Below are 25,930 nucleotides of genomic sequence, written 5' to 3' on the forward strand. Positions count from 1 at the left end.
CCCCGGATGCGCCGGACGGCTCTCCCGGGAGAGCCGTCCGGCTGTTCACGAAGACCCGTCCGAGGGGGCGCGGGCCTTCCGCGTAGACTCCTGGCAAATTCCTGGAGCCGTTAGCGGGGCGGTTCGGGCAAGACGCCCACCGGCCCGATTGACCGGCCCGAAATCGGGAACTCCCGTTCTGCGAAGCCTCTCCTTCGCGCCGGAGCGCCCGAACCGGGCGCGCCCGCCGGGCCCGATCTCCCGGTTCCGTCCGTGCGGGACGTGACCGGGACGACAGCCCCGGAAGGTGGGGCATCCCGGGCCGATTCCCCGGGATGCCTCTCTTCTCCGGGTTGACCTGTGGCCTCCGAGTGACAAATATGAATACATTCATTCATGTCAAGGGGAGGCTCAGGCATGACCGGCAGCCGGACCGTCCGCGCGCCGCGCGGCACCACGCTCACCGCCAAGGGGTGGCCGCAGGAGGCGGCGCTCCGCATGCTCCAGAACAACCTGGATCCCGAGGTCGCCGAGCACCCGGAGCAGCTCGTCGTCTACGGCGGCTCGGGGAGGGCGGCCCGCGACTGGCGCTCCTTCGAGGCGATGACCCGCGCGCTGACCACCCTGGAGGGCGACGAGACGCTGCTGGTGCAGTCCGGCCGCCCCGTCGGCGTCTTCCGCACCCACGAGTGGGCGCCCCGCGTGCTCATCGCCAACTCCAACCTGGTGCCCGACTGGGCGAACTGGGAGGAGTTCCGCCGCCTGGAGGCCGCCGGCCTGACCATGTACGGGCAGATGACCGCGGGCTCGTGGATCTACATCGGCACCCAGGGCATCCTCCAGGGCACCTACGAGACCTTCGCGGCCGTGGCCGCCAAGCGGTTCGGCGGATCCCTGGCCGGCACGATCACCCTGACCGCCGGGCTCGGCGGCATGGGCGGCGCCCAGCCGCTCGCCGTGACCATGAACGGCGGCGTGGCGATCTGCGTCGACTGCGACCCGCGCAGCATCGAACGGCGCATCGAGCACCGCTACCTCGACGTGCGGGCCGACGACCTCGACGAGGCGCTGCGCCTGGCCTACGAGGCGCGCGACCAGCGCCGCCCGCTGAGCATCGGCGTCGAGGCCAACGCGGCCGACGCCGTGCCCGAGCTGCTGCGCCGGGGCGCCGAGATCGACATCGTCACCGACCAGACCTCGGCCCACGACCCGCTGATGTACCTGCCGCTGGGCGTCGCCTTCGCCGACATGGCCGCCGAGCGGGACAAGGACCCGGCCGGGTTCACCGTCCGGGCCCGCGAGTCGATGGCCAGGCACGTGGAGGCGATGGTCGGCTTCCAGGACGCCGGCGCCGAGGTCTTCGACTACGGCAACTCGATCCGGGGCGAGGCCCAGCTGGCCGGCTACGCCCGCGCGTTCGACTTCCCCGGCTTCGTGCCCGCCTACATCCGCCCCCTGTTCTGCGAGGGCAAGGGCCCGTTCCGCTGGGCCGCGCTCTCCGGGAACCCGGCCGACATCGCCGCGACCGACCGGGCCGTCCTGGAGCTGTTCCCCGACAACGAGCCGCTGGCCCGGTGGATCCGGATGGCCGGGGAGAGGGTCCACTTCCAGGGCCTGCCCGCCCGCATCTGCTGGCTCGGGTACGGCGAGCGCCACCTGGCCGGCGAGCGGTTCAACGCCATGGTGGCCTCCGGCGAGATCGAGGCCCCGGTGGTCATCGGCCGCGACCACCTCGACTGCGGCTCCGTCGCCAGCCCGTACCGCGAGACCGAGGGCATGCTCGACGGCTCCGACGCCATCGCCGACTGGCCGCTGCTGAACGCGATGCTCAACACGGCCTCCGGCGCGGCCTGGGTCTCCATCCACCACGGCGGCGGCGTCGGCATCGGCCGGTCCATCCACGCCGGCCAGGTCACCGTCGCCGACGGCACCGCGCTGGCCGCCGAGAAGCTCAACCGGGTCCTCACCAACGACCCCGGCATGGGCGTGATCCGCCATGTCGACGCGGGCTACGAGGAGGCCGTCACCGTCGCCGAGGCCCGTGACGTCCGCATCCCGATGCGCGAGTCCTGAGCTCCGGGCCCCGGGCCGCCGTCCCGTCCGGTGGGACGGCGGGACGGCGGGCTCCCGCGGTCGGGTACGGTGAGCCACCGCTTCCGGGCGGGGAATGACCGCGGGCCGTCGATCGGTTGGAGGGGACGTGGGCGGCGGACTCGATCGGCTTCTGGAGGGTCACCGGCTCTCGCCGGTGCAGCGGCGCATCGCGCGCTATCTGCACGACCACCTCGCGGAGGCGGTCTTCCTGTCCAGCGTGGAGCTGGCGGAGCGGGCGGGGGTGAGCCAGCCCTCGGTGACCAGGTTCGCCATGGTGCTCGGCTTCGCCGGATACCCGGAGTTCCGGCAGGCGCTGCGGCCCCTGGTCGTGGGCGGGCGGGACGCGTCGCGGGCCAACGACCTGCAGACCGCGATCGACGTGGAGATCGGCAACCTGGGCGCGGTCCGGGAGGGGCTGGCCGACCCGTCGGCCGTCACCGGGCTGGGCGCCGCGCTGGCGGCGTGCGAGCCGCTCCCGGTGCTGGGCCTGCGGGTCTCCAGCGGCCTGGCCACCACCTTCGCCTACTACGCCCGCCGGATCCACCCCGACGTCCGGTTGCTGACCCACGGCGGCTCGGAGCTGGCCGACGGCCTGCACACCGCCCGCCGGGCGGGCGCGGGCTGGCTGCTCGCGGTGGTCCTGCCGCGCTATCCGGCCGAGGCCGTACGGGCCCTGCGGGACGCCCGGGAGCTGGGCCTGCGCACGGCGGTGATCACCGACCGGCGGGACGTGCCGTTCGAGGCGGACGTGATCCTGGCCGCCCCGGTGGGCGAGCGGCTGGTGTTCGACTCGCACGCGGCGCCGCTCGCCCTGGCCATGGTGCTGGTGGAGGCCATGGCGGACGCGGCGCCGCTGCGCACGCAGGCCCGGCTGGAGGAGTACGAACGGATGACCGACCAGGCCGGGGTCTTCACCTGCTGACCGGTCCCGGCCGTCCGGGGAGAGCCCGCACCGGACACCCGGGGCGGGCTCTCCCGGCGACGGGTCCCGGCTATCCGGCCAGCTTCCGCAGGGAGCGGACCGACCAGGTCAGGGTGAGCACGCCCAGGACCAGGAAGATGGCGAAGGCGATCGGGATGTCGCCGTCGGAGAAGTCGTCGGCGAACATGGCCCGGCCCGCCTCGACGGCGTAGTAGAGCGGGTTGAACTTCGCCACCGTCTGCATCCAGTCGGGGGCGAGCGACATCGGCAGCATCAGGCCGGACAGCAGCATCAGCGGGAGCAGGAAGAACTGCACGATCTGCGACATGCCGTTCTCGTCGCGCACGGCCAGTGCCAGGCCGTACGACAAGTTGGCGGCGAACAGGCCGGTCACCGCCATGAGCAGCAACATCAGGCCCATCGCGGCCAGGCTGATCCGCAGGCCCATCAGCGCGGCCACGCCCAGCACCAGCAGTGACTGCAGGACCAGCATGAGCATGTCCTTGACCACCCGGCCCAGGATGATGGCGGGCCGCCAGGCCTGGCTGACCGCGAGCCGCTCCAGCACCCCGTTCCGGGTCTCATTGATCATGCCGAACCCGGCGAACATCGAACCGAACAGCGCGATCATCACCAGCGCCGCCGGGGTGAACACGATCAGCGCCTCCGACAGCTCCCCGTTCGGGGTGATGCTGGTCAGCAGCGGGGCGAAGAGCAGCAGATAGAGGACCGGCTGCATGATGCCGATGATCGGCCAGGCCAGGTTGCGGCGCATGACGCCGAGCTCGTAGCCGGTGAACAACAAGGTGTGTCGAAGCATGGGGGATTCCTCGCGAGAGAGTCGGGTCAGGCGGCGTCGCGCAGGGAGCGGCCGGTGTGCTTGAGGAAGACGTCGTCGAGCGTGGCCCGGTCGAGCGAGATGGACCGGATGGCCAGGTTCTCGGCCTCCAGCGCGCGCAGCAGCGTCGGCAGGCCGTGCTCGCCGTCGTCGAGGTAGGCGCGCAGGGAGTCGCCCTCCACCTGGGTCTCCTTGATGTACGGCTGCGCCGCCAGCACCTTCCGCGCGCCCTCCAGGTCGTCGAGGCGGAGCGTGACGACGTCGCCGGCGAGCTCCTTCTTGAGCTTCTCCGGGGTGCCCTCGGCGACGATCTTGCCGTGGTCGACGATGACCAGCCGGTCGCAGAGCGCGTCGGCCTCGTCCAGGTAGTGGGTGGTCAGCAGCACGCTGGTGCCCCGGTCGCGGAGCGCCCGGATCTCGTCCCAGAGGTTGGCGCGGTTCTGCGGGTCGAGACCGGTGGTGGGCTCGTCCAGGAAGACCAGCGGCGGCCGGTTCACCAGCCCGATGGCCAGGGAGAAGCGCCGCTTCTGGCCGCCGGAGAGGGTCTTCACCGGGCGGTCGGCGATCTCGCTCAGGCTGAAGGCGGCGAACAGCTCCTCGGCGCGGGCCAGCGCGTCCTTGCGGGAGAGCCCGGCGATGCGCCCGGCCAGGACCAGGCTCTCCCGGCCCGGGGCGTTGTCGTCCACGCCGCCGGCCTGGCCGACGTAGCCGATCTTCTCCCGGACCTTGGCGGCCTCCTTCACCACGTCGAACCCGGCCACCCGGGCGGTGCCCGAGGTGGGGATGGTGAAGGTCGCGAGCATCCGGACCGTGGTGGTCTTGCCCGCGCCGTTCGGGCCGAGGCAGGCGAAGATCTCGCCCTCGTCGACGGACAGGTCGATGCCCCGCACGGCCTCGACCTCCTCGGTCTTGCCCCGCCCGCGCTTGGCGACGAAGGTTTTACGCAGGTCATGAGCTTCGATGATCATGGGTTCTCCGTACGTCGGGGAATGTCGAGCATGAACCCTTCCGCTGTGGGAGGGGCAAGTGGTTTTTGTGCGCGGACCCCTCGGGGCCCACCGCGAAAGGCCTGCGGGCCGGTGGGAGGGAGGGAGCCCTCCCTGTCCGCCACGGGTCTCAGGGCAACTCGCCCCGGCGGACCTTCCCGGCGGCTTCCTCGACCCAGGTGAGCTGGGCCTGTAGCTGCAGGATGTTGAGCCGCAGACACTCGTCGATGTGCGGGGGGGCGCCGTAGGCCTGTTTGCCGCCTATCGCGCGGGTGACCATCTCGATCGAGAACCGGAGCTGGACTGCCCTCGCCTCCATGGCGGAGGTCAGCTCGGCTTGTGAGAGCCGGTTCATGAAGGTCAGCGCCACCTGGAACGGGTCGACGATCGGCTTGACCTCCCACCAGTGGCTGAGCAGTCCTCGCATGAACTCGGCCCGGCCGGTGTCGGTGAGCCCGTATACGGTTTTGCCGCCCTTGCCCTCTTCCACCCGCTCCAGCAGACCCTCGTCAGCCATCTTGCCGAGGCCGTGGTAGATCGAGCCGTAGGCGACGTTCGCCCAGTGATGGGTGCCCATGAGCTCAAGGCGGCGCCGTACCTCATAGCCGTGGAGCGGGCCGTCGAGGAGGACGCCGAGGATCAGGATCCGCGTAGAGGACATATACAAATTTGTATTCTAATTTGTATATAGTGTCAATCATGCGAGAGATCAGACGCGATGACGACGGTGCCCTGGTCGGTTTCGTTCGCGAGACGGACGGAGGATGGGAGCCGCTGACCGTGTTCGGCTACCCGCTCGGCGGGCCGTGCACGCAGGAGGGGGCCCGGGAGGAAGTCCGTCGATTCGGGCTGGAGGTGCTGATGCGGCCCTGGGAGTTCCGCCAGGACGGGGAGTGGTACCGATGTGTGATCATAGAGGCCGCCGCCGAGGAGGTCAGGGTCCGGCCGGATGATCACCGCTATCCGCATGAGGTCTATGCGCTCACCCTGGTGCGTCCCGGGCCCGACACGTTCCGGCCGCAATAGGCTTGGGTCATGTCCGAACGCCCCACCGCCCTGATCACCGGAGCCTCCCGCGGGGTCGGCGCAGCCGTCGCCCGCGCCCTGGCTCCCACGCACGACCTGCTGCTCGGCGGCCGAGACCGCGAGGCGCTGGCCAAGACCTGCGCGGAGGTGCCGGCAGGGCGGTCCTGGCCGGTGGAGCTGACCGCGGTGACCGAGGCGGACGTCGCCGGGATCGACCGGCTCGACGTGCTGGTGCACAGCGCGGGAGTGGCGCCGCTGGGCCGGATCGGCGAGACCCCGGCCGAGGTCTGGCGGCGCACGATGGAGATCAACGTGATCGCGGTGGCCGAGCTGACCCGGCTGCTGCTGCCCGCCCTGCGCGCCGCGGGCGGCCAGGTCGTGCTGATCAACTCGGGGGCCGGACAGCGGGCCAACGTGGGGTGGGGCACCTACGCCGCCAGCAAGTTCGCGCTGCGCGCCTTCGCCGACGCGCTCCGGCTGGAGGAGCCCGGCCTGCGTGTGACCACGGTCTACCCGGGGCGGGTGGACACCGACATGCAGCGCGGGGTGCGCGACCAGGAGAAGGGCCCCTACGAGCCCGAGAAATACCTGAACCCGGACTCGGTGGCCCGGGCCGTGCTGACGGCGGTGACCGCGACCCCGGACGCCCACCTCACCGAGATCACCGTCCGCCCGTCGGGCGGACCCGTGAACTGACGGGACGCCCGGGGAGGGCGCTGCCCGCGCCGGCCGTGCCCTCCCCAGGACGCCCACGGGAACGGCCCCCGCGGAAGGCCGGTGAGGGCGCCTCCGCGGGGGCCGCTCCCTCCCTCGTCACGCGGGGGCGGCGTCCGAGGGGGTCGAGCGGATCAGCAGGTCAGGTTGGAGCCCGGGGTGGTGCCCAGGATCTGCGTGAACTTCTGGTAGGAGTTCACCCGGCTCTGCACCTGGGCGGGGTTGCGGCCGCCGCACTCCAGCGAGCCGTTGATGCTGCGGATCGTCTCGCCGAAGCCGCGTCCGTTGACGATGGCGTCGTGCGGGGTCATGGTGCCCGGGCCCCTCTGGGTGTTCCAGTACCAGAGTGCGGTCTTCCAGGCCACCGCGGCGTCGTTCTGCACCAGGTTGGGGTTGCGCAGCAGGTCGATGCCGAGCGCGTCGCCGGCGGCCTTGTAGTTGAAGTTCCAGCTGAGCTGGATCGGGCCGCGGCCGTAGTAGGCGGCCTGGCCGGCCGGGCAGCCGTAGGACTGGCTCGTGTCGCAGTAGTGCGGGTAGTTGGCGGTGTTCTGCTCGACGATGTGAACCAGGCCGCCGGTCTCGTGGTTGACGTTGGCCAGGAAGGCGGCGGCCTCCTGCCGGCGGGTGGTGTCGGTGCCCGTCTTGGCGAAGGCGGGGTAGGCGCTCAGCGCGGCGGTCAGGCCCTTGTAGGTGTAGAAGGAGTTCCGGTTCGGGAACATCTGGTTGAACTGCGCCTCGCTGACCACGAAGCCGCCCGGGGCCGGGGTGGTGGGGTTGGAGGTCGGCGTGGGGGTGGGCGCCGGCGTGGCGGAGCCGCAGGCGTACGGCTTCCAGTACCAGGTGCTGATGGTCGGGTCGTAGCCGGGGTTGGCGTGCTCGGCCCGGTAGTACTTGCCGTTGGTGTACCTCACGACGGCGCCCGCGGCGTACGACTTCCCGGCCACCCAGTTCGGATGGTCGCAGGAGGTGGGCGCCGGGGACGGGGCCGTGGCGCCGCCGCAGGCCCCCTTGTCCGCCCAGACGTCGGAGGAGCCGGGCGTCTCGTTCTGGGTCCACCACTTCGCGGTCCAGTTGCGGCCCTTGTGGGAGGCGGAGATCCCGCCCGTGTACACCTTCGCGGAGCTCCACGCCGCCGCGCAGTCCGCCGCGGCGGCGGGGGACGCCTGCACGGCGACCGTCAGCGCGCTCGCGGCCGCCGTGACGGCGAGGCCCGCCATGATGCGCTGTCTCGACACTCGATCACTCCTCTGTACGGCTGGACGGCATAGGCCGGGGAGACGGTTCGCCCGGTCGGAAATGCTGGCAGGCGGGGCCTTAACAGCGCCTTAAGTGATCCTTTGCATCTCCATAGGCTCTCCCGGGCCTTCCCGGGGCCGTTGCCCGGGACCGTTCTCCGGCCGTTCCCCGGGGGCGTTCTCCGGGGCCGGACCGGTACGGCCGGAGCGGGACCGGTGCCGGATCGGTATGAGGCGGGGACCGCCCCGGCTGGCGAATGAATGGATTCATTCAGATAATGGAGGGGTGTTCGACGAGATGTGGGGCGCCATCGAGCGCCTCGGACGCGACGGCCGGACCGGGGGCTACCTGCGCGACGCGTGGTCGTCCGCCGACCTGGAACTGCGCGAGTGGTTCCGGCAGGAGGCCGCCCGGCGCGGCCTCGACGTGCGCGAGGACCGCAACGGCAACCTCTGGGCGTGGTGGGGCGACCCCTCGGGCCGCCCCGGGGTCGTCACCGGCAGCCACCTCGACTCGGTGCGGCAGGGCGGCGCCTTCGACGGCCCCCTCGGGATCGTGTCCGCCTTCGCCGCCCTCGACGTCCTGGCGGCCCGGGGGTTCGAACCCGGCCGGCCGCTGGGGATCGCCTGCTTCACCGACGAGGAGGGCGCCCGCTTCGGCGTGCCGTGCATGGGCTCCCGGCTGCTCACCGGGGTCCTCGACCCCGACCGGGCCCGCGGCCTGACCGACGACGAGGGCGACTCCATGGCCGAGGTGCTCCGCCGCGCCGGGCGCGACCCCGCCGTGCTCGGCCGGGACCCCGAGACCCTCGGGCACGTTGGCGTCTTCGTCGAGCTCCACGTCGAGCAGGGCCGGGAGCTCGTGCACACCGGGGACCCGGTCGGCGTGGCGAGCGCCATCTGGCCGCACGGGCGCTGGAGGTTCGACTTCCACGGCCAGGCCAACCACGCCGGCACCACCCGCCTGGCCGACCGCGACGACCCCACGCTGCCCTTCGCCCGGACCGTGCTCCACGCCCGCGAGCTCGCCGAGCGCGCCGGCGTGGTCGCCACCTTCGGCAAGCTCCGCGTCTCGCCCGGCAACGCCAACGCCGTCCCCGGCCTGGTCAGCGCCTGGCTGGACGCCCGCGGCGGCGACGAGGGCGCGGTCCGCGCGCTGGTCGCCGAGCTGACCGCGTTCTCCGGGGCGGAGGTGAGCACCGAGTCCTGGACCCCGGTCGTCGACTTCGACGCGGTCCTGCGCGACCGCCTCGCGGCCGTGGCCGGCGCCGCGCTCGCCCGCCCCGCGGCCGCGCCGGCGCTGCCGACGGGGGCCGGGCACGACGCCGGGATCCTCGCGGCGGCGGGGGTTCCGAGCGCGATGGTGTTCGTCCGCAATCCAACGGGCATCTCACACTCCCCGGAGGAACACGCGGAGGAGTCCGACTGTCGTCTGGGGGTCACCGCCCTCGCAGCCGTCCTGGAGGACCTGTGCCGAAGCTGACCTACTGGTGCGAGCTGGCCTGGCTGCCGCCGGGCGAGGTCGTCGCGGGCGTCCTCGTCGAGGTGGAGGGCGCGCGGATCGCCGACGTCACGCCGGGCGTGGGCGAGCCGCCCCCCGGAGCGGTCCGGCTGGCCGGCCTGACCCTGCCCGGCCTCGCCAACGCCCACTCGCACGCCTTCCACCGGGCCCTGCGCGGCATCACCCAGGCGGAGAAGGGCACCTTCTGGACCTGGCGCGAGCAGATGTACGGCGTGGCCCAGACACTCGACCCCGACTCCTACCTCCGGCTGGCCAGGGCGGCGTTCGCCGAGATGGCGCTGGCCGGCGTCACATGCGTCGGGGAGTTCCACTACCTGCACCACGCGCCGGGCGGCACGCCGTACGACGACCCGAACGCCATGGGGCACGCGCTGGTCCAGGCCGCCCGGGAGGCGGGCCTGCGGATCACCCTGCTGGACGCCTGCTACCTGACCGCGGGGGCGGGGAAGCCGCTGACCGGCGCCCAGCTCCGCTTCGGCGACGGGGACGCCGAACGGTGGGCCGTGCGCGCGGAGGCCCTCGCCTCCGCCTACGCCGGGGACCGGGAGGTGGAGATCGGCGCCGCCGTCCACTCGGTCCGCGCGGTCCCCGCCGAGCACATGGGCGTGGTCGCCGCCTTCTCCCACCACCACGCGGTCCCGCTGCACGCCCACGTCTCCGAGCAGCGGGCCGAGAACGCCGCCTGCGTGGAGCTGTACTCCGCCACCCCCGTCCAGGTCCTGCACGAGCACGGCGTGCTCGGCCCCCGCACGACCGCCGTGCACGCCACGCACGTCTCCGACGTGGACGTCGCGCTGCTCGGCCAGTCCAAGACGTACGTGTGCATGTGCCCCACGACCGAGCGCGACCTGGCCGACGGCATCGGCCCGGCGCGGGCGATGTCCGACGCGGGGTCGCCGATCACCCTCGGCTCCGACAGCCACGCGGTCGTCGACCTGTTCGAGGAGGCCCGCGCGGTCGAGCTGGACGAGCGGCTGGCGACCGAGCGGCGCGGCCACTGGCGGGCCGCCGAGCTGATCCAGGCCGCCACCGCCGCCGGGCACGCCTCCCTCGGCTTCCCCGACGGCGGCATCCTCTGCCCGGGAGCCTGGGCCGACCTCGTCTCGGTCCGGCTCGACTCGGTCCGCACCGCGGGCGGCGGCCCCGCCGCCGAGACCGTCGTCTTCGCCGCCACGGCGGCCGACGTGCACTCCGTGGTCTCGAGCGGACGCCAGGTGGTCGCCGAGGGCCGGCACGTCCTCGGCGACGTGGGCAGGATGCTCGGCGAGGCGATCGCCGAGGCGCGCCGGGAGAAAGTGTGACAACCGAAGGCCCCAGGGGCGGACGAGGAGCGGTGAACCAGCGATGAGCACGTTGTTCGACCGGATCGGCCTGCTGTACACCGGAGACCCCGACCGGGAGGAGATCCTCGACGCCGCCCTCGTCGTCGAGGACGGCCGGGTGGCCTGGATCGGCCGCTCCGGCGACGACCCGGGCGCGGACGAGCGCGTGGACGTGGACGGCCGCTGCGTGATCCCCGGGTTCGTCGACAGCCACGCCCACCTGGTCTTCGCCGGGGACCGCACCGCCGAGTTCACCGCCCGCATGTCGGGGGAGCGCTACACCGCCGGGGGCATCCGCACCACGGTCGCGGCGACCCGCGCGGCCGGCGACGCCCTCCTCGTCGCCCGGACGGCCGCGCTGGTCGCCGAGATGCTCGCCCAGGGCACCACCACCGTCGAGATCAAGAGCGGGTACGGCCTCACCGTCGCCGACGAGCGCCGCTCCCTGGAGATCGCCCGCGGTTTCACCGAGGAGACCACCTACCTGGGCGCGCACGTCGTCCCCCCGGACGCCTCGTCCGCCGACGACTACGTCCGCACGGTCACCGGGGAGATGCTCGCCGCCTGCGCGCCCCACGCCAAGTGGGTGGACGTCTTCTGCGAACGCGGCGCGTTCGACGCCGACCAGAGCAGGGAGATCCTGACCGCCGGGATCAAGGCCGGGCTGCTCCCGCGCGTGCACGCCAACCAGCTCGGCCACGGCCCGGGCGTGTCGATAGCCGCCGAACTGGGCGCCGCCTCGGCCGACCACTGCACGCACCTCACCGGCGCCGACATCGCGGCGCTCTCCTCGGCCGGGGTGGTCGCCACCCTGCTGCCCGGCGCGGAGTTCTCCACCCGCTCGCCGTACCCCGAGGCCCGTCGCCTGCTGGACGCCGGGGTCACCGTCGCGCTGGCGACCGACTGCAACCCGGGCTCGTCCTTCACCTCGTCCATGCCGTTCTGCGTGGCGCTGGCCGTGCGGGAGATGGGGATGACCCCGCTGGAGGCGATCAGGGCCGCCACCCGGGGCGGGGCCCAGGCGCTGCGCCGTACGGACGTCGGAGTGCTCCGGCGCGGCGCCCGGGGCGACCTGGTCATCCTGGAGGCGCCTTCTTACGTGCACCTGGCCTACCGGCCCGGGGTGCCGCTGGTGACCCAGGTGTGGAAGGAGGGCCGCCGCGTCGCCTGATCGCCGCGGTGCTCCCGCCGGCTCCGGATGATTCCCCGGCGCGCCGCGACATCCTCCTTGAGGAGGAAAACGAAACCATTCTGCGGGCGTAGTTCTTTAGGGAATCTTTGCCCAGGCATGGACGTTGATTGGGCAAGCGACGTGTCCGTTGCGCGCGGGGTCTTGAGCGAGCGGGGTGGATACGTCATAAGCAGGCGGAACGAGGTGCCATCGGATGGCAAGGCCGACGGGGAATCGCACGCAGGACCAGCATGTCTCGGATCGGGACCTGCTGGGGACCTACCTGGCGGAGATCGGGAGGGTCCCCCTGCTGACCGCGGAGGAAGAGGTCGATCTCGCGAAGCGGATCGAGGCCGGCCTGTTCGCGGAGCAGTTGCTGGACGGCGGGCTGACGGAGCCGCGGATCGGGGACGCGGCCGACGAGGAGCTTGAACGACTGGCTATTTCGGGACAGCGGGCCAAGGATGAGTTCATCCAGGCCAATCTACGTCTTGTGGTGGCGGTCGCGCGCAAATATTCGGGACGGGGAATGCCGTTGATCGATTTGGTGCAGGAGGGGAACCTGGGCCTGGTCCGCGCGGTGGAGAAATTCGACTATCGACGGGGTTACAAGTTCTCGACCTATGCCACGTGGTGGATTCGCCAGTCCGTGGGCCGCGCGATTCACGAGCAGGCCCGCCCGGTCCGGTTGCCCACCCACGCGGGGGAGCAGATGACCCGCCTGATGCGGGTCCGCCGGGACATGCTGGCCGAGTTCGACCAGGAGCCGACGGACGCCGACCTGTCGGCGGTCCTGGAGCTGCCGATCGAGCGGGTCCGCGAGCTGCGCCGCTGGGCCTCCGACCCGGTCTCCCTCCAGCTGGGCGTGGGCGACGAGGACGAGACCGAGCTCGGCGACATGATCGCCGATGAGACGTGGGCGGACCCCGAGCAGCAGGCCATGGAGATCCTGGACCGCGAGCGCCTGGAGCAGTGGCTGACCGGCCTGGAGGGCCAGACCCGCGAGATGCTCCGCTGGCGCTACGGCCTGATCGACGGCCGCGAGCACACCCTGACCGAGGTCGGCGAGCGCTACGGCATCGGCCGCGACCGCGCCCGCCGCATCGAGCGCGACGCCCTGGCCCGCCTGCGCAAGATGGCCATGGCCGCCTGATCTCCCGTGCGCCGCGAGCGGCGCGTCCGCCGCGCCGGCGGGCGCGCCGTTCCGTCAGTTCCGGCGGGCGACCGTGACGATCGAACGGCTGGCGCCGGTGACGGGACCGCGCCGCCAGTCGCCGTACTGCGCCTCGACGGCGAAACCGGCCTCGCTCAGGAACGCCCCCAGCGCGGGCACGTCCAGGAAGCGCAGGCTCGTACGGTCGACGCGCAGGACGGCGCCGTCCGAATCGCTGACCGTCTCGGTGAACGTCACGACGTCACCGACGACCGACTCGACGTGGTGCGCGACGCTCAGGGTGCGGCCGGTCGCGTACTCGACCCGGGAGGCGTTCGACGGGTTCCAGTCGTCCCAGGCTCGCGCCTGCGGGTGCCGCGTCTCGAAGGCGAACCCGCCGCCGTTGCGCAGCGCCGCCCGGATCGCGGTCAGCGAGGCCCGCAGCTCGTCGTCGCCCACCAGGCACTGGAACGCGTTGCCGGCCATCGTCGCCAGGTCGAACTCGCGATCCCAGGCCGCCTCCGCGGCGACGCCCGCCACCCACTCGACGTCGGCGCGCCGCCGGGCCCGTTCCAGCGCCGCCGGGTCCGGATCCAGCCCGACCAGCCGCCCGGGGTGCCCGCACTCCCGGGCGTGGCGCAGCATGCCGCCCGTCCCGCAGCCCACGTCCAGCACGGCCTCCGCCTTCATCACGAGGTCGTGGTAGAACGCGTCACCGGGATAACGCGCGACATCCCAGGGGTACTGGAGGTCGTAAAGCTCTGCGGCGTCGGCATCGGAGAACACTCCGGCAGTATCGGTCGCCGCCCGGCGGCGGCCAACCGGTTTTCCCGGCCCGCGGGCCGAGGGCGCGCCTCGCGGGGCGAGGTGACCGCATGCCGCCGGAAGGCGCTCCCGGCCGCGGGAGGTTCACGGCTGGAGCGGATCCGCCGCGCGTCCCGGGCGGCCGGATCAGGGCGGGCCGGATCCGGATATCTGATATCGGAGGACTTCGGCGTCGCGGATCATCGACGTCTGCTCGTCATCCGGCCCGGAGCTCCGGAAGGCGTCGAGGGCCTCCTCGGACTCCCATCTCTCGTAGACGTTGATCCGCCCGGCGTCGACCAGGTCGGCGCTCACCGCGAAGTCGAGGCAGCCGGAGGAGGAGCGGGCCTGCTCGACCACGCTCACGCAGCTCCGCAGATAGGTGTTCCGGACCTCCGGATCGACGGCGAGCCAGCCGGAAACAATGATCATGCCGTCATCGTAGGGTCCGCCACCGACAGAACCCGAAGGCCGTGACCGACGGAATCGGAGGGCCGTGACCGGCGGAACCCGAAGATCCGCGACCGGCGGAACCCGGGCGGCGCGCGTCGTCCTGCCGGACAGCTCCGCGGGAGGCCTTCAGCCCGTCCGCAGCAGCCGCCGGAGGAGCTCCCCGACGACCGCCTCGGCGTTCCCCCCGTCCCCCGATCGCGCGACGAGCAGGGCGATCTCGTTGATCCCCGCCAGCAGCACGTGCGCGTGCAGGTCCACCTGGTCCTCCGGCAGCGCCCCGGTGGCGTGGAGGGCGGCTTTCAGCATGCCGAACGCGTGGCGTTCCTCCAGGGCTCGCCAGCGCTCCCAGCCGAGGACCGAGGGCGCGTCGATCAGGACGATCCGCCGGATCACGGGGTCTCCGGCCAGCCGGATCCAGGTCAGAACGCCGGTGCGCAGGGCCTCGGCCGGGTCGTCGATCTCCCGAACGGCCTCGGCGATCTTCGCTCCCGCGTCCGCCTCGACCGACTCCAGCACGGCCTCGAACAGCGCGTCCTTGCCCGCGTAGTGGTGGTAGAGCGCGCCCTTGCTCAGCCCCGACTCCTGCAGGACGGCCTCGATCGAGGCGCCCTCGTAACCGTGCTCGGCGAACAGCCGGGTGGCGATCGCGATGAGCTGGTCGCGGGTGGCCGCGCCGCGCCGGGCCTTGAGGTTCATGGAACCACTCTAGACATACCGACCATCGGTCGGTAATTTTGCAGACCGACGGTCGGTATCCAAACGGAGGCTTCAATGAACCTGAGCGCGTACGAGAAGACGATCGGCGACCTCGGCTACGTCGACGTGGGCGAGGGGGCGGCCACGCTGTTCGTGCACGGCGTCGGCACCGGCTCCCACCTGTGGCGCAACGTCATCGCCGGGCTCAAGGACGAACGCCGCTGCATCGCGCTGGACCTTCCGCTCCACGGCCGGAGCCGGGCCCGCGACGACCTCTCCCTGCCGGCGCTCGCCGAGGTGCTGGAGGAGTTCTGCGCGAGGCTGGGGCTCGACCAGGTGGATCTGGTCGCCAACGACACGGGCGGCGCGGTGGCTCAGATCTTCGCGGTCAGGCACACCGGACGGCTCCGCACGCTCACGCTCACCAACTGCGACGTGCACGACGACCTGCCGCCCGAGGCGTTCAAGCCCACCGTCGAGCTGGCCGCCAGGGGCGAGCTGGCCCCGCTGGCCGCCGCGGCGCTCGACCGGCCGGAGCTGATCGCGGCCACCGTCTACGGGCAGGGCTACCAGCGCATCGAGGACCCCGGGGCCCTCGTCGAGGCGTACATGCGGCCGATCTTCGGCACCCCGGAGGGAGGCCGGGCCTTCGAGCGCATGCTGGTCGCGCTGGACGCCAAGGACCTCATCGCCATAGCGGCGGAGCTCGCCGCGCTGACCGTGCCGACGCTGGTGGCGTGGGGGACGGACGACGTCTTCTTCGGCCTCGACCGGGCCCGCTGGCTGCGCGACACCATTCCGGGCGTCGAGGAGGTCGTCGAGATCGAGGGCGGCAGGCTCTTCTTCCCCGACGAGCGCGCCGCCGACCTTCTGCCGCACCTGCGCAGGCACCTGGCCGGGTGAGGTCCGGCCGGGCGCCGGCGCGGCGGGCCGCCGAGCCCTTCCCGACTTCCGGGCGAAGCGGCCCCGGGCATGTTCCGGACATGTACGAGTCATGGAGTGACGTGTCCGAAACAAGGCCGAAACACCATCCCCCCGAGATTCACAGATGTGAAACACGCAAGGTCGTGGCCCGAAACCACGGGAGAACACGCTGTGGCGCACGGGAGAGGAAGCCGGACCGGAACGCCGTGAGGCGTCGCGGGCGAGGCGACCCAACCCTGCAGGAACGTCAGTGCGCGGCCGGTCGAAGGAGCCCTGGAAGCGTCCACTGCGACTGTGCAACCGGCCACACGCCAATCGGAAGGAGGGTCGCGTCGAATGAAGATCGATAGCGGCTCCACTGCCTGGATGCTCATAAGCACCGCACTCGTGCTGCTCATGACTCCGGGTCTCGCGTTCTTCTACGGGGGCATGACCAGGGCCAAGAGCGTCCTGAACATGATGATGATGTCGTTCGTCAGCATCATCACGGTGACGATCACCTGGGTCCTCTTCGGGTACTCGCTCGCGTTCGACACGGTCGGCGAGGGCGACGGCTTCCTCAACAAGATCGTCGGTGGGCTCGACAACATCGGGCTGATGGGCGTCAACGAGGTCGCCTACAACGACACGTTCCCGATGATGGTCTTCTCCGCCTTCCAGCTGACCTTCGCGATCATCACCGTCGCGCTGATCAGCGGTGCGATCGCCGACCGCGCCAAGTTCGGCGCCTGGGTGGTCTTCAGCGTCATCTGGGCGACGATCGTGTACTTCCCGGTCGCCCACTGGGTGTGGGGCGGCGGCTGGCTGACGCAGCTGGGCATCGAGGACTTCGCCGGCGGCACGGTCGTGCACATCAACGCCGGCGCCGCGGCCCTGGCCCTGGCCCTGGTGCTCGGCAAGCGCGCCGGCTGGCGCAAGGAGCCGATGCGCCCGCACAACCTCACCCTGGTGCTCCTGGGCGCGGGTCTGCTCTGGTTCGGCTGGTTCGGCTTCAACGCGGGTTCCGAGCTGGCGGCCGACGGCACCGCCGGCCTGGCGTTCATGAACACTCAGATCGCCACCGCCGTCGCGGCGGGCGCCTGGCTCGTCGTGGAGAAGATGCGCGACGGCCACGCCACCTCGCTGGGCGTCGCCTCCGGCGCGGTCGCCGGTCTGGTCGCCATCACCCCGGCCTGCGGTTTCGTCGACCCCTGGGCCGCGATGCTGATCGGCCTGCTGGCCGGCGCCGCCTGCGCCTACGCGGTCAGCCTGAAGTACAAGCTCGGTTACGACGACTCCCTCGACGTGGTGGGCGTTCACCTGGTCGGCGGCGTGATCGGCGCGGTGGCGCTCGGCTTCGTGGCGGCCTACCCCTTCCTGGACGGCCAGAACAAGGGCCTGTTCTACGGCGGCGGCTGGACCCAGCTCGGGCTGCAGGTCCTCGGCCCGGTCGCGGTCGGCGCCTACTCCTTCATCGTGTCGTACATCCTGGGCAAGATCATCGACAAGACGATCGGCTTCCGGATCACCGCTGAGGACGAGGTCGCGGGCATCGACATCACCACCCACGCCGAGACCGGTTACGACCTGGGCACCTTCCACGCCTCGGGCGTGGCGGCCCCGAACGGCGCGGTGGCGGCCCCGGCAGACAAGAAGGTGGACGCATGAGACTGATCACGGCGGTCATCAAGCCCTTCAAGCTCGATGACGTGAAGGCGGCCCTGGAGCAGTTCGGGGTCAAGGGAATGACGGTCAGCGAGGCCAGCGGGTACGGCCGCCAGCGCGGCCACACCGAGGTCTACCGCGGCGCCGAGTACCAGGTGGACCTGGTCCCCAAGGTCCGGCTGGAGGTGCTGGCCGAGGAGGACGACGCGGAGGACGTGATCGACGTCATCGTCAAGGCGGCGCAGACCGGCAAGATCGGTGACGGCAAGGTCTGGTCGGTCCCGGTGGACACGGTGATCCGGGTCCGTACCGGGGAGCGCGGGCCCGAGGCGCTCTGACCGGTGAGAGGCGACACTCGCTCGTACGCCGCGGCCCGCAAGGAGCGGGCCGCGGACATCGACCGCTGGCTGACGGACCTGCTCCGGACCGCCTGCGGCACGCCGTACGGGAACAACGGGGGAACGAGAGGTACGGACGAGCGCGGCGCCCTGAGCGGGGTCGCGCTCGTCGCGGTTGGGAGCCTGGGGCGTTCGGAGCTCGCCCCGGGCAGTGATCTGGACCTGGTCCTGCTGCACGACGGCCGGGAGGACGTCGCGCGCATCGCGGACCGGATCTGGTACCCGGTCTGGGACTCCGGGATCGGCCTGGACCACTCGGTGCGGACCGTGGACGAGGCCGCCAAGGTCGCGCGGGAGGATCTGAAGGCGGTGCTCGGGCTGATCCAGGCCCGGCACGTGGCGGGGGACCCGGAGCTGACGCGGGCCGCGCGCGAGACCGTGCTCGCCGAGTGGCGGGCCGACTCCCGGCGCCGCCTGGGCGAGCTGCGGGAGGCCGCCAGCCGCCGCGTGGAGACCAGCGGCGAGCTGGCGTTCCTGCTCGAACCGGATCTGCGGGACGCGCGGGGCGGGCTCCGCGACGTGCAGGCGATGCAGGCCGTGGCGGCGGCCTGGGTGGCCTCGGCTCCCGGCCCCCGGGTCCGCGAGGCGTACGAGCTGCTGCTCGACATCAGGCACGGCCTGCACCTGGTGACCGCGCGCGGCGCCGACCGGCTGGTCCTGCAGGAGCAGGACGCGGTCGCCGGGACGCTGGGGCTGCTCGACGCCGAGGCGCTGATGCGCAGGCTCGCGGAGGCGGGCCGGACGATCGCGCACGCCTTCGACGCCACCTGGCGCACCGTGGACCGGCTGCTGTCGGGCCCCGCGCCGAGGGGCCGCCGCCCGCTCGCCGACGGAGTGGTGGAGCACGGCGGCGAGGTGGTGCTGGCCCGCGGGGTCAACCCGCGCAAGGACCCCGTGCTCGTGCTCCGCGCGGCGGCGGCCGCCGCCGAGGCGGGGCTGCCGCTCGCTCCGGCCACCGTGAACACGCTGGCCGCCCAGTCGCCGCCGCTCCCGGTGCCCTGGCCGGACGAGGCGCGGGACGCGCTGGTCGCCCTGCTGGGCGCCGGGCGTGCGGCGGTGCCGGTCTGGGAGGAGCTGGACCAGGCGGGGGTGCTGGTCCGGCTCCTCCCGGACTGGGAGCGGGTACGGCACCGCCCGCAGCGCAACCCGGTGCACCGCTACACGGTCGACCGCCACCTGATCGAGGCCGCCGCCGGGGCCGCGGCGTTCACGCGCGAGGTCTCCCGGCCCGACCTGCTGCTGATCTGCGCGCTCCTGCACGACATCGGCAAGGGCTATCCCGGCGACCACTCCACCACCGGCGCGGTCGTGGCCCGTGACATCGCCGTCCGGATGGGCCTGCCCCCGGCGGACGTCGAGGTCGTGGAGACCGTGGTCCGCCACCACCTGCTGCTGCCGGAGACCGCCACCCGCCGCGACCTGGACGACCCGGTGACGATCTCCCGGGTGGCCGAGGCGGTCGGCTCGCGCGAGGTCCTGGAACTGCTCGCGGCCCTGGCCGTGGCCGACGGCAACGCCACCGGGCCGGCCGCGTGGAACGCCTGGAAGGCCTCCCTGGTCGCCGACCTGGTGCGCCGGACGCGGTCGGTGCTCTCGGGCACCCCGCTCCCGCCCGCGCCCTCGCTCTCTCCCGGGCAGGCGTCCCTGGCCCGGCACGGCGGCGGCGCGATCCGGGTCAACGGGGGAGCGGTCACCGTGGTCGCGCCCGACCGGGCGGGGCTGCTCTGGCACGCGGCCGGGGTGCTGGCCGCGCACCGCATGGTGGTGCGGGCGGCCTCGGCGGCCTCCGCGGGATCCACCGCCGTCATCGAGTTCTCGGTCGTCCCGGAGTACGGCTCGCCGCCCGACCCGGCGACGCTGGAGGCCGATCTGCGCCTGGTCCTGGCCGGCCGGCTCGACATCGAGCAACGCCTGGCCAGGAGGGCGCGTTCGATGCGCCCGGCCCGGGTGCCGGTCGCCCCGCCGCGCGTGACCCTGGTCGATGACGCATCTCACACCGCAACGGTCATAGAAGTACGCGCGCACGACCGACCGGGGCTATTGTGGCGAATTGGCAGAGCGTTCGGCGAATGTGGTCTTGACGTACGCGCCGCGCGCGTTGAGACTCTCGGCGCAGAGGCGGTGGATGTCTTCTACGTGGTCGACAGGGCCGGGCGTCCCCTCACGGATGAGGCCCAGCGTGCACAGGTGAGAGATCAGGTACTTGCGGCGTTGCGATAACCATAAGAAATCAGTCTCTCGTCACCTTTGTAACGATTAAGTCCGGTTTGTCGGTTATGTCGGTTCTGTCCCGTGAACGTATGGTCTGATGATGACCACTCATGTCGTGATGGTGAAGGGTAGCGAGAGCGGTGACGACGGGACCTACCGATAGCGAACGCGCATCGGTGCGAGACCGCGGCAAGCGGCCTGCCGCCCGATTCGGTTTGCGAAATTGGCGCGTGCGAACGCGTCTGACGGCGCTGATCCTGGTGCCGACCGCGGTGGGCGTCGTGCTCGCCGGAACGCGCGTTGTCGCCTCGATCGACAGCGTCGCGGTGTATCAGCGCACGGCCTCCGCCGCGGAATACTCCGAGCGGCTGCGCGACCTGGCGCAGGCCATGGGATTGGAACGTGACCGGAGCGCCTGGGCGTCGTTCCCGCCGACGAACAAGACCCTGGTGGCCGGCGCCGAGGCCCAGGAGAAGACGGTCGACGACCTGCTCAAGAAGGTCCAGCTGGACCTGCAGGCGATCGACGACTCCTACGGCCCCCGTGCGGTCAAGGCCGCCCGGGACGCCCGGTATCAGCTCGACAGCCTCAAGCAGACCCGTGAGCTGCCGGGCACGAGCCGCGCCGAGAGCTACACCAAGCTGATCCAGCCGCTGCTCCAGCTGCACGAGGAGCTCTCGGTGGTCGGTGAGGACCCCTCCATCACCGGTGACTCCCGCGGGCTCAGCGCGCTGGCCTACGCCAAGGAAGAGGTGTCCCGGCAGCGGGCCCGCCTGCTGGCCGGCTACTACGCGCCCTCGCTGATCACGCCCCAGCAGATCGAGGAGTTCATCGCCTCCCGGTCGCGCCTGGCGGAGCGCAAGACCGAGTTCGCCATCGAGGCGGGCGCCACCAACGGCCAGCTCCTGAGCACCACTCTGGTCGACGAGCGGGTGCACCGGGCCGAGCTGACGAAGTCCAAGGCGATCGCCCTGGCCAGCAACCCCAACACCACGGGCCGCCTGCTGAGCGATCTCAGCGAGGTCAAGCAGTGGTTCAACGACAACAGCGCGGTCCTCGACCGGATGAAGCAGGTGGAGAAGAAGGTCGCCACCGATGTGCTCACCCGGGCCCGTGAGCTCGAGGACACCGAGCAGCGCAACGCGATCGTCGCGGCGGGGCTGATCCTGGCCCTGCTCCTGCTGGTCCTCGGTCTCACCGTCATCATCGCCCGCTCGATGGTCCTCCCGCTGCGCCGTCTGCGCGCCGAGGCGCTGGACGTCGCGGGATTCAAGCTCCCCGAGGTGGTGCGCCAGCTGCGGGTCTCCGGAGACACCCGGACCCCCGAGGTCGCCCCCATCTCCGTCGACAGCCGGGACGAGATCGGAGAGGTCTCCAAGGCCTTCGACGAGGTCCACCGCCAGGCCGTACGGCTCGCGGCCGAGGAGTCCGAACTCCGCTCCAACATCAGCGCGATGTTCGTCAACCTCTCCCGCCGTACCCAGACCCTGGTGGAGCGGCAGATCTCGCTCATCGACGGTCTGGAGAAGGGCGAGCAGGACGGCGGCCGCCTGGCCGACCTGTTCAAGCTCGACCACCTGGCCACCCGCATGCGCCGCAACTCCGAGAACCTCCTGGTCCTCGCGGGCCACGAGCCGACCCGCCGGCGCAGTCAGCCGGCCAAGCTGGTCGACGTCGTCCGCGCCTCGCTGTCGGAGGTCGAGGACTACGAGCGGGTCCAGGTCAAGGTGCACCGGGCGATCTCGGTCGCCGGAAGCGCGGCCAACGACATCGTCCACCTGGTGGCCGAGCTGGTGGAGAACGCCATCCAGTTCTCCCCCCGGGCCAGCCAGGTCGTCGTCTCCAGCAGCATGATCGAGGGCGGCGGCGCGCTGCTCGCGGTCAGCGACGCGGGCATCGGCATGACCGGTGAGGAACTGGTCGAGATCAACCGGCGCCTGGCCGACCCGCCCGTGGTGGACGTGTCGGTGTCGCGGCGGATGGGCCTGTTCGTGGTCGGCCGCCTGGCCCTGCGCCACGGCATCCGCGTCCAGCTCCGCCCGCAGGAGGCCGGCGGCCTCATCGCCATGGTCCTCTTCCCGCCGGAGATCATCGTCCAGGCGGCGCAGCAGGTCCCGACCCCCTCGTGGGGCGCCGACCCGTCCGCCTCGCAGAGCTCCTTCGGACAGAACTCGCTCGCGGGCGGCTCGTTCGGGCAGAACTCCCTGGCGGGCAGTTCGTTCGGGCAGAACTCCCTCGTCGGCGGCTCCTTCGGGCAGAACTCCGTCGCCGACAACTCCTTCGCCCAGACCTCCTTCGGGCAGGACGCTCTTCCGCTGACGCCTTCCTTCGGCTCGGTCTCGTCGGATTCCGCGGTCCCCGAGCAGCGGGGGCCGGTCCCGTCCGCGCCGTTCGGCGCGCCCGTGCAGAGCGCGGAGGCCCCCTCCGCCCTGCCCAAGCGCCAGGCCGGCGGCGGTCTGAGCGGCCTGAACGGCGGGGGCGGTGCGCCGGAGAGCGCCGGCAGCTCCTTCTCGGCGTGGGGACCCGCCTCGCACGACGACCCGGTCACCGCCTCGATGCCCGCGGTCGGCGTCTCCCCCCTGGAGGCCGAGCAGGAGGAATTCCTGCCGATCTTCGCCTCGGTCGAGTCGGCCTGGTTCCGCCGGGTCGACGACGCCGAGGCTCCGGCGGGACCCGCCGCGGACGAGGAGGCGATCGCGGAGGCGGCGCCGTTCGAGCCCGAGGAGTCCTTCGCGGAGATGGACGAGCCGACCCCCGCGGTCGGCGTCGCGGCCCCGGCCCCGGCCCCGGCCCCGGTCCCGGTCAGGGAACCGGTCCAGGTGCCGGCGAGCGCGCAGGCTCCGGCCCGCGTGCCGGACAACTGGCAGACTCCGGCCGACGCGGGCTGGCAGGCGGCTCAGGCCGCCAGCGATCCCAGCCTCGGCGGGATCACCTCGGCCGGTCTGCCCAAGCGGACCCCGAAGGCCAACCTGGTGCCCGGCACCGCGGCCAGCACACCGTCGTCGCCGATGCCGCCCATCTCCGCCGAGCGGGTGCGCAGCCGGTTGTCGAGCTTCCAGCAGGGCGTACGGCGGGGCCGTGCGGAACTATTTGAGGACACCGCCGACAACGCGGCGGAAAAGGAGGAAGGCCAGTGACTACCCTGAGCCACGAGGCCCGCAGGTTCGACTGGCTGATCACCGAGTTCGTCCGCGGCACCCCCGGTGTCGCGCACGCGGTGGTCGTGTCGGCCGACGGACTGCGGATCGCCAGCTCCGAGGGTTTCCCGGACGATCGCGCCGACCAGCTCGCCGCGGTCGCGGCCGGTCTGCTCAGCCTGACCGTGGGAGCCTCCCGCGTCTTCGAAGGCGGAGCGGTCACCCAGACCGTGGTCGAGATGGAGCGCGGCCTGCTGCTCGTCATGGCGATCAGCGACGGCTCCGTCCTCGCCGTGCTGGCCTCTCCCGAGTGCGACATGGGCTTGGTGGCCTACCAGATGACCCTCCTCGTCGACCGGGCCGGTCAGGTGCTCACCCCGGCGCTTCGGGCCGAGCTCCAGTCCTCCCGGGGGCGCTGATGGGCGCGGCCACAGTGACGACCGCGGCGACGGCCGCGGGGCCGGCGGGCACCCTCATGACGCAGGTTCCGTCCACTCTTCCCGGGGCCCGCCTCTGCCGCCCGTCCCCGGCGTCCGGACGAGGAGAGGGCCTTGCTGGGCATTGACGGAACCGGGGACGAGGAGCCCCTGTTCCGTCCGTACGCGGTCACCGGCGGTCGCGCCGAGCCGCGCTATCACATGGCGATGGAGACGCTGGTCTCCTCCTCGTCCATCATGGACGAGGAGCTGGCCCTGCTCACCCCCGAGCAGGACGCCATCATCAGGCTCTGCCGCTCGTTCCGGTCGGTCGCCGAGATCTCGGCGCTGCTGAGGGTCCCGCTCGGCGTGGCCCGCGTGCTGGTGGCGGACATGGCGGACGAGGGCCTCGTCCGTCTCCACCAGCCACGCCTTGACCAGGGACAACCGGATCTCAACATGCTCGAAAGGGTGCTCAGTGGACTTCGCAGGCTCTAACCGCGGCGGCCTGACGTCGACGAAGATCGTCGTCGCGGGCGGGTTCGGCGTCGGCAAGACCACGTTCGTGGGCGCCGTGTCCGAGATCCTCCCGCTGACCACGGAAGCGGTCATGACCGAGGCGAGCTCGGGTGTCGACGACCTCGGCCTCACGCCGAACAAGGCGACCACCACGGTGGCGATGGACTTCGGCCGCCTCTCGCTGGACAGCGACCTGATCCTGTACCTGTTCGGCACGCCGGGTCAGCACCGGTTCTGGTTCATGTGGGACGACCTGGTGCGCGGCGCCATCGGCGCGGTCGTGCTGATCGACACCCGGCGCCTGGCCGACGGCTTCCCGGCGATCGACTACTTCGAGGAGGCCAAGCTCCCCTTCGTGGTCGGCATCAACGGCTGGGACGGGCAGTTCCTGCACACCGAGGACGAGGTGCGGGAGGCGCTGGCGCTCGCCCCGCACGTCCCCATCGTGCGCACCGACGCCCGCTCCCGCGAGTCCGTCAAGTCCACGCTGATCACGCTGGTCGAGCACGTCCTGCGGGTCCGCGCGGCCTACGGCATGTCGGTCTGACGTCATCCGGCGCGGCTCCGCGGGGGGCCGCGCCCGGCCGGTGCGGCTCCCCGCGAGCCGTGCCGGCCTCGGACGTGACGAGACTCACCGTCGCGCCTCCTGTCGCCCGCGGCGCCGGGCGTGGATGATCTCCGTTGGAGGTCACATGTCCCGCGAACGCGCCGCTGTGATGATCGAACAGCAGGGGAAGGACTGCGCGAACCTCGGTTCGCCGCTCTACGGCGCCCTGCTCGGCCGGGTGGCGCAGGACGTCCGGGCGGGAGGTCCCTGCGCGGACGCGGTCGCCGGATACGAGGACGCCCCCAGGGACGACGTCGTGGCGCTGAGGCTGCTCGGCGGGGTCCACGCCCTCGCGCTCTCCGGGCGCGCCCCCGCCCTGGCCGCGCACTACCCCAGCACCGGCGGGAGCTTCGACCCGGACCGCCCCGGCGCCTGCTGGCCGGCCTTCCGGGATGCCGTCGCCGCCGAGCTGGACTGGGTCCGCGACTGGATGACCCGCCCGCCGCAGACCAACGAGGTCGGCCGGGCCAACCTCCTGATCGCCGGGCTGCTGGCGGTCGCGCGCACCGTCCGCCTGCCCGTCCGGCTGTTCGAGCTGGGCTCCAGCGCCGGGCTCAACCTGCGCGCCGACCGATTCCGCTGCACCGACGGGGACTTCTCCTGGGGTCCGGCGGACTCGCCGGTCGTCCTGGCGGAGGCCTGGGGCGGCGCGCCGCCCGGGTGGCTGGTGGAATCCGCCCGCGCGCATCCGGACATCGAGATCGTCGAACGGCGCGGCTGCGACCTGACCCCTCTCGACCCGGTCTCGTCCGACGGCGCACTGGCCCTGCGCGCCTACGTCTGGCCCGACCAGGGCGACCGGGCCGCCCGGCTGGAGGGCGCGCTGCGGCTGGCCGCCGAGGCGCCCGCGACGGTCGAGGCGATCGGCGCCGCGGACTTCCTGTCCGGCGTCCGCCTGGCGCCAGGGACCCTCACCGTGGTCTGGCACTCGATCATGCAGCAATATGTCCCGGCCGCCGAGTGGGCGCGCGTCGAGCGCGAGCTGGACCGGCTGGCCGCGGAGAGCACGGAGGAGGCGGGTTTCGCGCACGTCTCCTTCGAGCCGCGCCCGGTCGGCGGCCCCCGCTTCCAGCTGGCCGTACGGCTCGGGGCGGCCGAGGAGAGGGTCCTGGCCGGGGCGCGGCCGCACGGCCTCCCGGCGCACGACCTCACCTGATCG

24 protein-coding genes are annotated in these 25,930 nt (G+C 72.2%); 17 read left to right on the forward strand and 7 right to left on the reverse strand.

Annotated elements, in window-relative coordinates; genetic code table 11:
* Nucleotides 1-396: 396 nt before the first annotated feature.
* The gene (gene hutU / locus Plo01_RS06550; protein WP_203889596.1) at nt 397-2,052 is read left to right on the forward strand and encodes a urocanate hydratase; all 1,656 of its coding nucleotides are present in this window, start codon (nt 397-399) and stop codon (nt 2,050-2,052) included.
* Between the two features lie 127 nt (nt 2,053-2,179).
* Nucleotides 2,180-2,995, forward strand: coding sequence for a MurR/RpiR family transcriptional regulator (locus Plo01_RS06555; RefSeq protein ID WP_239315942.1), 816 nt, complete (start codon nt 2,180-2,182; stop codon nt 2,993-2,995).
* Nucleotides 2,996-3,065: 70 nt separating this feature from the next.
* Here Plo01_RS06555 and Plo01_RS06560 read toward each other — a convergent pair whose 3' ends face one another.
* The 3 genes from Plo01_RS06560 to Plo01_RS06570 all read right to left on the reverse strand — a co-directional run bounded on the left by Plo01_RS06560 (nt 3,066) and on the right by Plo01_RS06570 (nt 5,480).
* Entirely contained in the window at nt 3,066-3,815 is a 750-nt protein-coding gene (locus tag Plo01_RS06560) for an ABC transporter permease (RefSeq protein WP_203889598.1), read from the reverse strand.
* A gap of 26 nt (nt 3,816-3,841) precedes the next feature.
* Nucleotides 3,842-4,801, reverse strand: coding sequence for an ATP-binding cassette domain-containing protein (locus Plo01_RS06565; RefSeq protein ID WP_203889599.1), 960 nt, complete (start codon nt 4,799-4,801; stop codon nt 3,842-3,844).
* Nucleotides 4,802-4,949: 148 nt separating this feature from the next.
* Nucleotides 4,950-5,480 carry a PadR family transcriptional regulator gene (locus Plo01_RS06570; protein ID WP_203889600.1) on the reverse strand — a complete coding sequence of 177 codons (531 nt, stop codon included), beginning with the start codon at nt 5,478-5,480 and terminating at the stop codon, nt 4,950-4,952.
* Nucleotides 5,481-5,518: 38 nt separating this feature from the next.
* Here Plo01_RS06570 and Plo01_RS06575 point away from each other — a divergent pair, with 38 nt between their 5' ends.
* Together Plo01_RS06575 and Plo01_RS06580 are read left to right on the forward strand one after the other, a co-directional pair.
* Complete coding sequence (locus Plo01_RS06575) at nt 5,519-5,845, forward strand: hypothetical protein (RefSeq protein WP_203889601.1); 327 nt, start codon at nt 5,519-5,521, stop codon at nt 5,843-5,845.
* 9 nt (nt 5,846-5,854) lie between these two features.
* Nucleotides 5,855-6,541, forward strand: coding sequence for an SDR family oxidoreductase (locus Plo01_RS06580; RefSeq protein WP_203889602.1), 687 nt, complete (start codon nt 5,855-5,857; stop codon nt 6,539-6,541).
* A 152-nt stretch (nt 6,542-6,693) separates the two neighbouring features.
* Here the strand turns inward: Plo01_RS06580 and Plo01_RS06585 are convergent, their stop codons facing one another.
* On the reverse strand, nt 6,694-7,794 hold the full coding sequence (locus tag Plo01_RS06585) for a glycoside hydrolase family 19 protein (protein WP_239315943.1): 1,101 nt from the start codon (nt 7,792-7,794) through the stop codon (nt 6,694-6,696).
* A gap of 298 nt (nt 7,795-8,092) precedes the next feature.
* Here Plo01_RS06585 and Plo01_RS06590 point away from each other — a divergent pair, with 298 nt between their 5' ends.
* The 4 genes from Plo01_RS06590 (at nt 8,093) to Plo01_RS06605 (ending at nt 12,962) form a co-directional block, all read left to right on the forward strand.
* The gene (locus tag Plo01_RS06590) at nt 8,093-9,277 is read left to right on the forward strand and encodes an allantoate amidohydrolase (RefSeq protein ID WP_203889661.1); all 1,185 of its coding nucleotides are present in this window, start codon (nt 8,093-8,095) and stop codon (nt 9,275-9,277) included.
* Nucleotides 9,265-10,617: a formimidoylglutamate deiminase gene (locus Plo01_RS06595; protein ID WP_203889603.1), complete on the forward strand. Its 1,353-nt coding sequence runs from the start codon at nt 9,265-9,267 to the stop codon at nt 10,615-10,617. The genes Plo01_RS06590 and Plo01_RS06595 overlap by 13 nt, the downstream gene beginning before the upstream one ends.
* A 43-nt stretch (nt 10,618-10,660) precedes the next feature.
* Nucleotides 10,661-11,809: an imidazolonepropionase gene (hutI, locus tag Plo01_RS06600; RefSeq protein ID WP_203889604.1), complete on the forward strand. Its 1,149-nt coding sequence runs from the start codon at nt 10,661-10,663 to the stop codon at nt 11,807-11,809.
* 214 nt (nt 11,810-12,023) lie between these two features.
* Entirely contained in the window at nt 12,024-12,962 is a 939-nt protein-coding gene (locus Plo01_RS06605) for a sigma-70 family RNA polymerase sigma factor (RefSeq protein ID WP_203889605.1), read from the forward strand.
* Nucleotides 12,963-13,016: 54 nt separating this feature from the next.
* Here the strand turns inward: Plo01_RS06605 and Plo01_RS06610 are convergent, their stop codons facing one another.
* The 3 genes from Plo01_RS06610 to Plo01_RS06620 form a co-directional block, all read right to left on the reverse strand.
* The gene (locus Plo01_RS06610) at nt 13,017-13,748 is read right to left on the reverse strand and encodes a class I SAM-dependent methyltransferase (protein ID WP_203889606.1); all 732 of its coding nucleotides are present in this window, start codon (nt 13,746-13,748) and stop codon (nt 13,017-13,019) included.
* A 165-nt stretch (nt 13,749-13,913) separates the two neighbouring features.
* Nucleotides 13,914-14,198, reverse strand: coding sequence for a putative quinol monooxygenase (locus Plo01_RS06615; RefSeq protein ID WP_203889607.1), 285 nt, complete (start codon nt 14,196-14,198; stop codon nt 13,914-13,916).
* Nucleotides 14,199-14,345: 147 nt separating this feature from the next.
* Nucleotides 14,346-14,915: a TetR/AcrR family transcriptional regulator gene (locus Plo01_RS06620; RefSeq protein ID WP_203889608.1), complete on the reverse strand. Its 570-nt coding sequence runs from the start codon at nt 14,913-14,915 to the stop codon at nt 14,346-14,348.
* Between the two features lie 75 nt (nt 14,916-14,990).
* Here Plo01_RS06620 and Plo01_RS06625 point away from each other — a divergent pair, with 75 nt between their 5' ends.
* The 9 genes from Plo01_RS06625 to Plo01_RS06665 all read left to right on the forward strand — a co-directional run bounded on the left by Plo01_RS06625 (nt 14,991) and on the right by Plo01_RS06665 (nt 25,927).
* A complete protein-coding gene (locus tag Plo01_RS06625; RefSeq protein ID WP_203889609.1) occupies nt 14,991-15,818 on the forward strand; it encodes an alpha/beta fold hydrolase in 828 nt (275 codons plus the stop codon).
* Nucleotides 15,819-16,175: 357 nt separating this feature from the next.
* On the forward strand, nt 16,176-17,486 hold the full coding sequence (locus Plo01_RS06630) for an ammonium transporter (protein ID WP_203889610.1): 1,311 nt from the start codon (nt 16,176-16,178) through the stop codon (nt 17,484-17,486).
* Nucleotides 17,483-17,821, forward strand: a complete 339-nt coding sequence (locus tag Plo01_RS06635; protein WP_184945529.1) for a P-II family nitrogen regulator — start codon at nt 17,483-17,485, stop codon at nt 17,819-17,821. Before Plo01_RS06630 ends, Plo01_RS06635 begins: the two co-directional genes overlap by 4 nt.
* A 3-nt stretch (nt 17,822-17,824) precedes the next feature.
* Nucleotides 17,825-20,101, forward strand: coding sequence for a [protein-PII] uridylyltransferase (locus Plo01_RS06640; RefSeq protein ID WP_203889611.1), 2,277 nt, complete (start codon nt 17,825-17,827; stop codon nt 20,099-20,101).
* A gap of 221 nt (nt 20,102-20,322) precedes the next feature.
* The gene (locus tag Plo01_RS06645; protein WP_203889612.1) at nt 20,323-23,229 is read left to right on the forward strand and encodes a nitrate- and nitrite sensing domain-containing protein; all 2,907 of its coding nucleotides are present in this window, start codon (nt 20,323-20,325) and stop codon (nt 23,227-23,229) included.
* Nucleotides 23,226-23,648: a roadblock/LC7 domain-containing protein gene (locus Plo01_RS06650; RefSeq protein WP_068921742.1), complete on the forward strand. Its 423-nt coding sequence runs from the start codon at nt 23,226-23,228 to the stop codon at nt 23,646-23,648. Before Plo01_RS06645 ends, Plo01_RS06650 begins: the two co-directional genes overlap by 4 nt.
* A 132-nt stretch (nt 23,649-23,780) precedes the next feature.
* Complete coding sequence (locus tag Plo01_RS06655) at nt 23,781-24,143, forward strand: DUF742 domain-containing protein (RefSeq protein ID WP_203889613.1); 363 nt, start codon at nt 23,781-23,783, stop codon at nt 24,141-24,143.
* Nucleotides 24,124-24,711, forward strand: coding sequence for a GTP-binding protein (locus tag Plo01_RS06660; RefSeq protein WP_373871670.1), 588 nt, complete (start codon nt 24,124-24,126; stop codon nt 24,709-24,711). The genes Plo01_RS06655 and Plo01_RS06660 overlap by 20 nt, the downstream gene beginning before the upstream one ends.
* A gap of 145 nt (nt 24,712-24,856) precedes the next feature.
* Nucleotides 24,857-25,927 carry a DUF2332 domain-containing protein gene (locus Plo01_RS06665; protein WP_203889614.1) on the forward strand — a complete coding sequence of 357 codons (1,071 nt, stop codon included), beginning with the start codon at nt 24,857-24,859 and terminating at the stop codon, nt 25,925-25,927.
* Nucleotides 25,928-25,930 lie beyond the last annotated feature (3 nt).

This window comes from Planobispora longispora (assembly GCF_016863135.1).
Lineage (GTDB): Bacteria > Actinomycetota > Actinomycetes > Streptosporangiales > Streptosporangiaceae > Planobispora > Planobispora longispora.

What these genes read in the sequence shown, in the direction of transcription:
- hutU (WP_203889596.1), top strand. Translation starts at nt 397, where the DNA reads ATGACCGGCAGCCGGACCGTCCGCGCGCCGCGCGGCACCACGCTCACC.
- Plo01_RS06560 (WP_203889598.1), bottom strand. Translation starts at nt 3,815, where the DNA reads ATGCTTCGACACACCTTGTTGTTCACCGGCTACGAGCTCGGCGTCATG.
- Plo01_RS06565 (WP_203889599.1), bottom strand. Translation starts at nt 4,801, where the DNA reads ATGATCATCGAAGCTCATGACCTGCGTAAAACCTTCGTCGCCAAGCGC.
- Plo01_RS06570 (WP_203889600.1), bottom strand. Translation starts at nt 5,480, where the DNA reads ATGTCCTCTACGCGGATCCTGATCCTCGGCGTCCTCCTCGACGGCCCG.
- Plo01_RS06575 (WP_203889601.1), top strand. Translation starts at nt 5,519, where the DNA reads ATGCGAGAGATCAGACGCGATGACGACGGTGCCCTGGTCGGTTTCGTT.
- Plo01_RS06580 (WP_203889602.1), top strand. Translation starts at nt 5,855, where the DNA reads ATGTCCGAACGCCCCACCGCCCTGATCACCGGAGCCTCCCGCGGGGTC.
- Plo01_RS06590 (WP_203889661.1), top strand. Translation starts at nt 8,093, where the DNA reads ATGTGGGGCGCCATCGAGCGCCTCGGACGCGACGGCCGGACCGGGGGC.
- hutI (WP_203889604.1), top strand. Translation starts at nt 10,661, where the DNA reads ATGAGCACGTTGTTCGACCGGATCGGCCTGCTGTACACCGGAGACCCC.
- Plo01_RS06605 (WP_203889605.1), top strand. Translation starts at nt 12,024, where the DNA reads ATGGCAAGGCCGACGGGGAATCGCACGCAGGACCAGCATGTCTCGGAT.
- Plo01_RS06615 (WP_203889607.1), bottom strand. Translation starts at nt 14,198, where the DNA reads ATGATCATTGTTTCCGGCTGGCTCGCCGTCGATCCGGAGGTCCGGAAC.
- Plo01_RS06620 (WP_203889608.1), bottom strand. Translation starts at nt 14,915, where the DNA reads ATGAACCTCAAGGCCCGGCGCGGCGCGGCCACCCGCGACCAGCTCATC.
- Plo01_RS06625 (WP_203889609.1), top strand. Translation starts at nt 14,991, where the DNA reads ATGAACCTGAGCGCGTACGAGAAGACGATCGGCGACCTCGGCTACGTC.
- Plo01_RS06630 (WP_203889610.1), top strand. Translation starts at nt 16,176, where the DNA reads ATGAAGATCGATAGCGGCTCCACTGCCTGGATGCTCATAAGCACCGCA.
- Plo01_RS06635 (WP_184945529.1), top strand. Translation starts at nt 17,483, where the DNA reads ATGAGACTGATCACGGCGGTCATCAAGCCCTTCAAGCTCGATGACGTG.
- Plo01_RS06665 (WP_203889614.1), top strand. Translation starts at nt 24,857, where the DNA reads ATGTCCCGCGAACGCGCCGCTGTGATGATCGAACAGCAGGGGAAGGAC.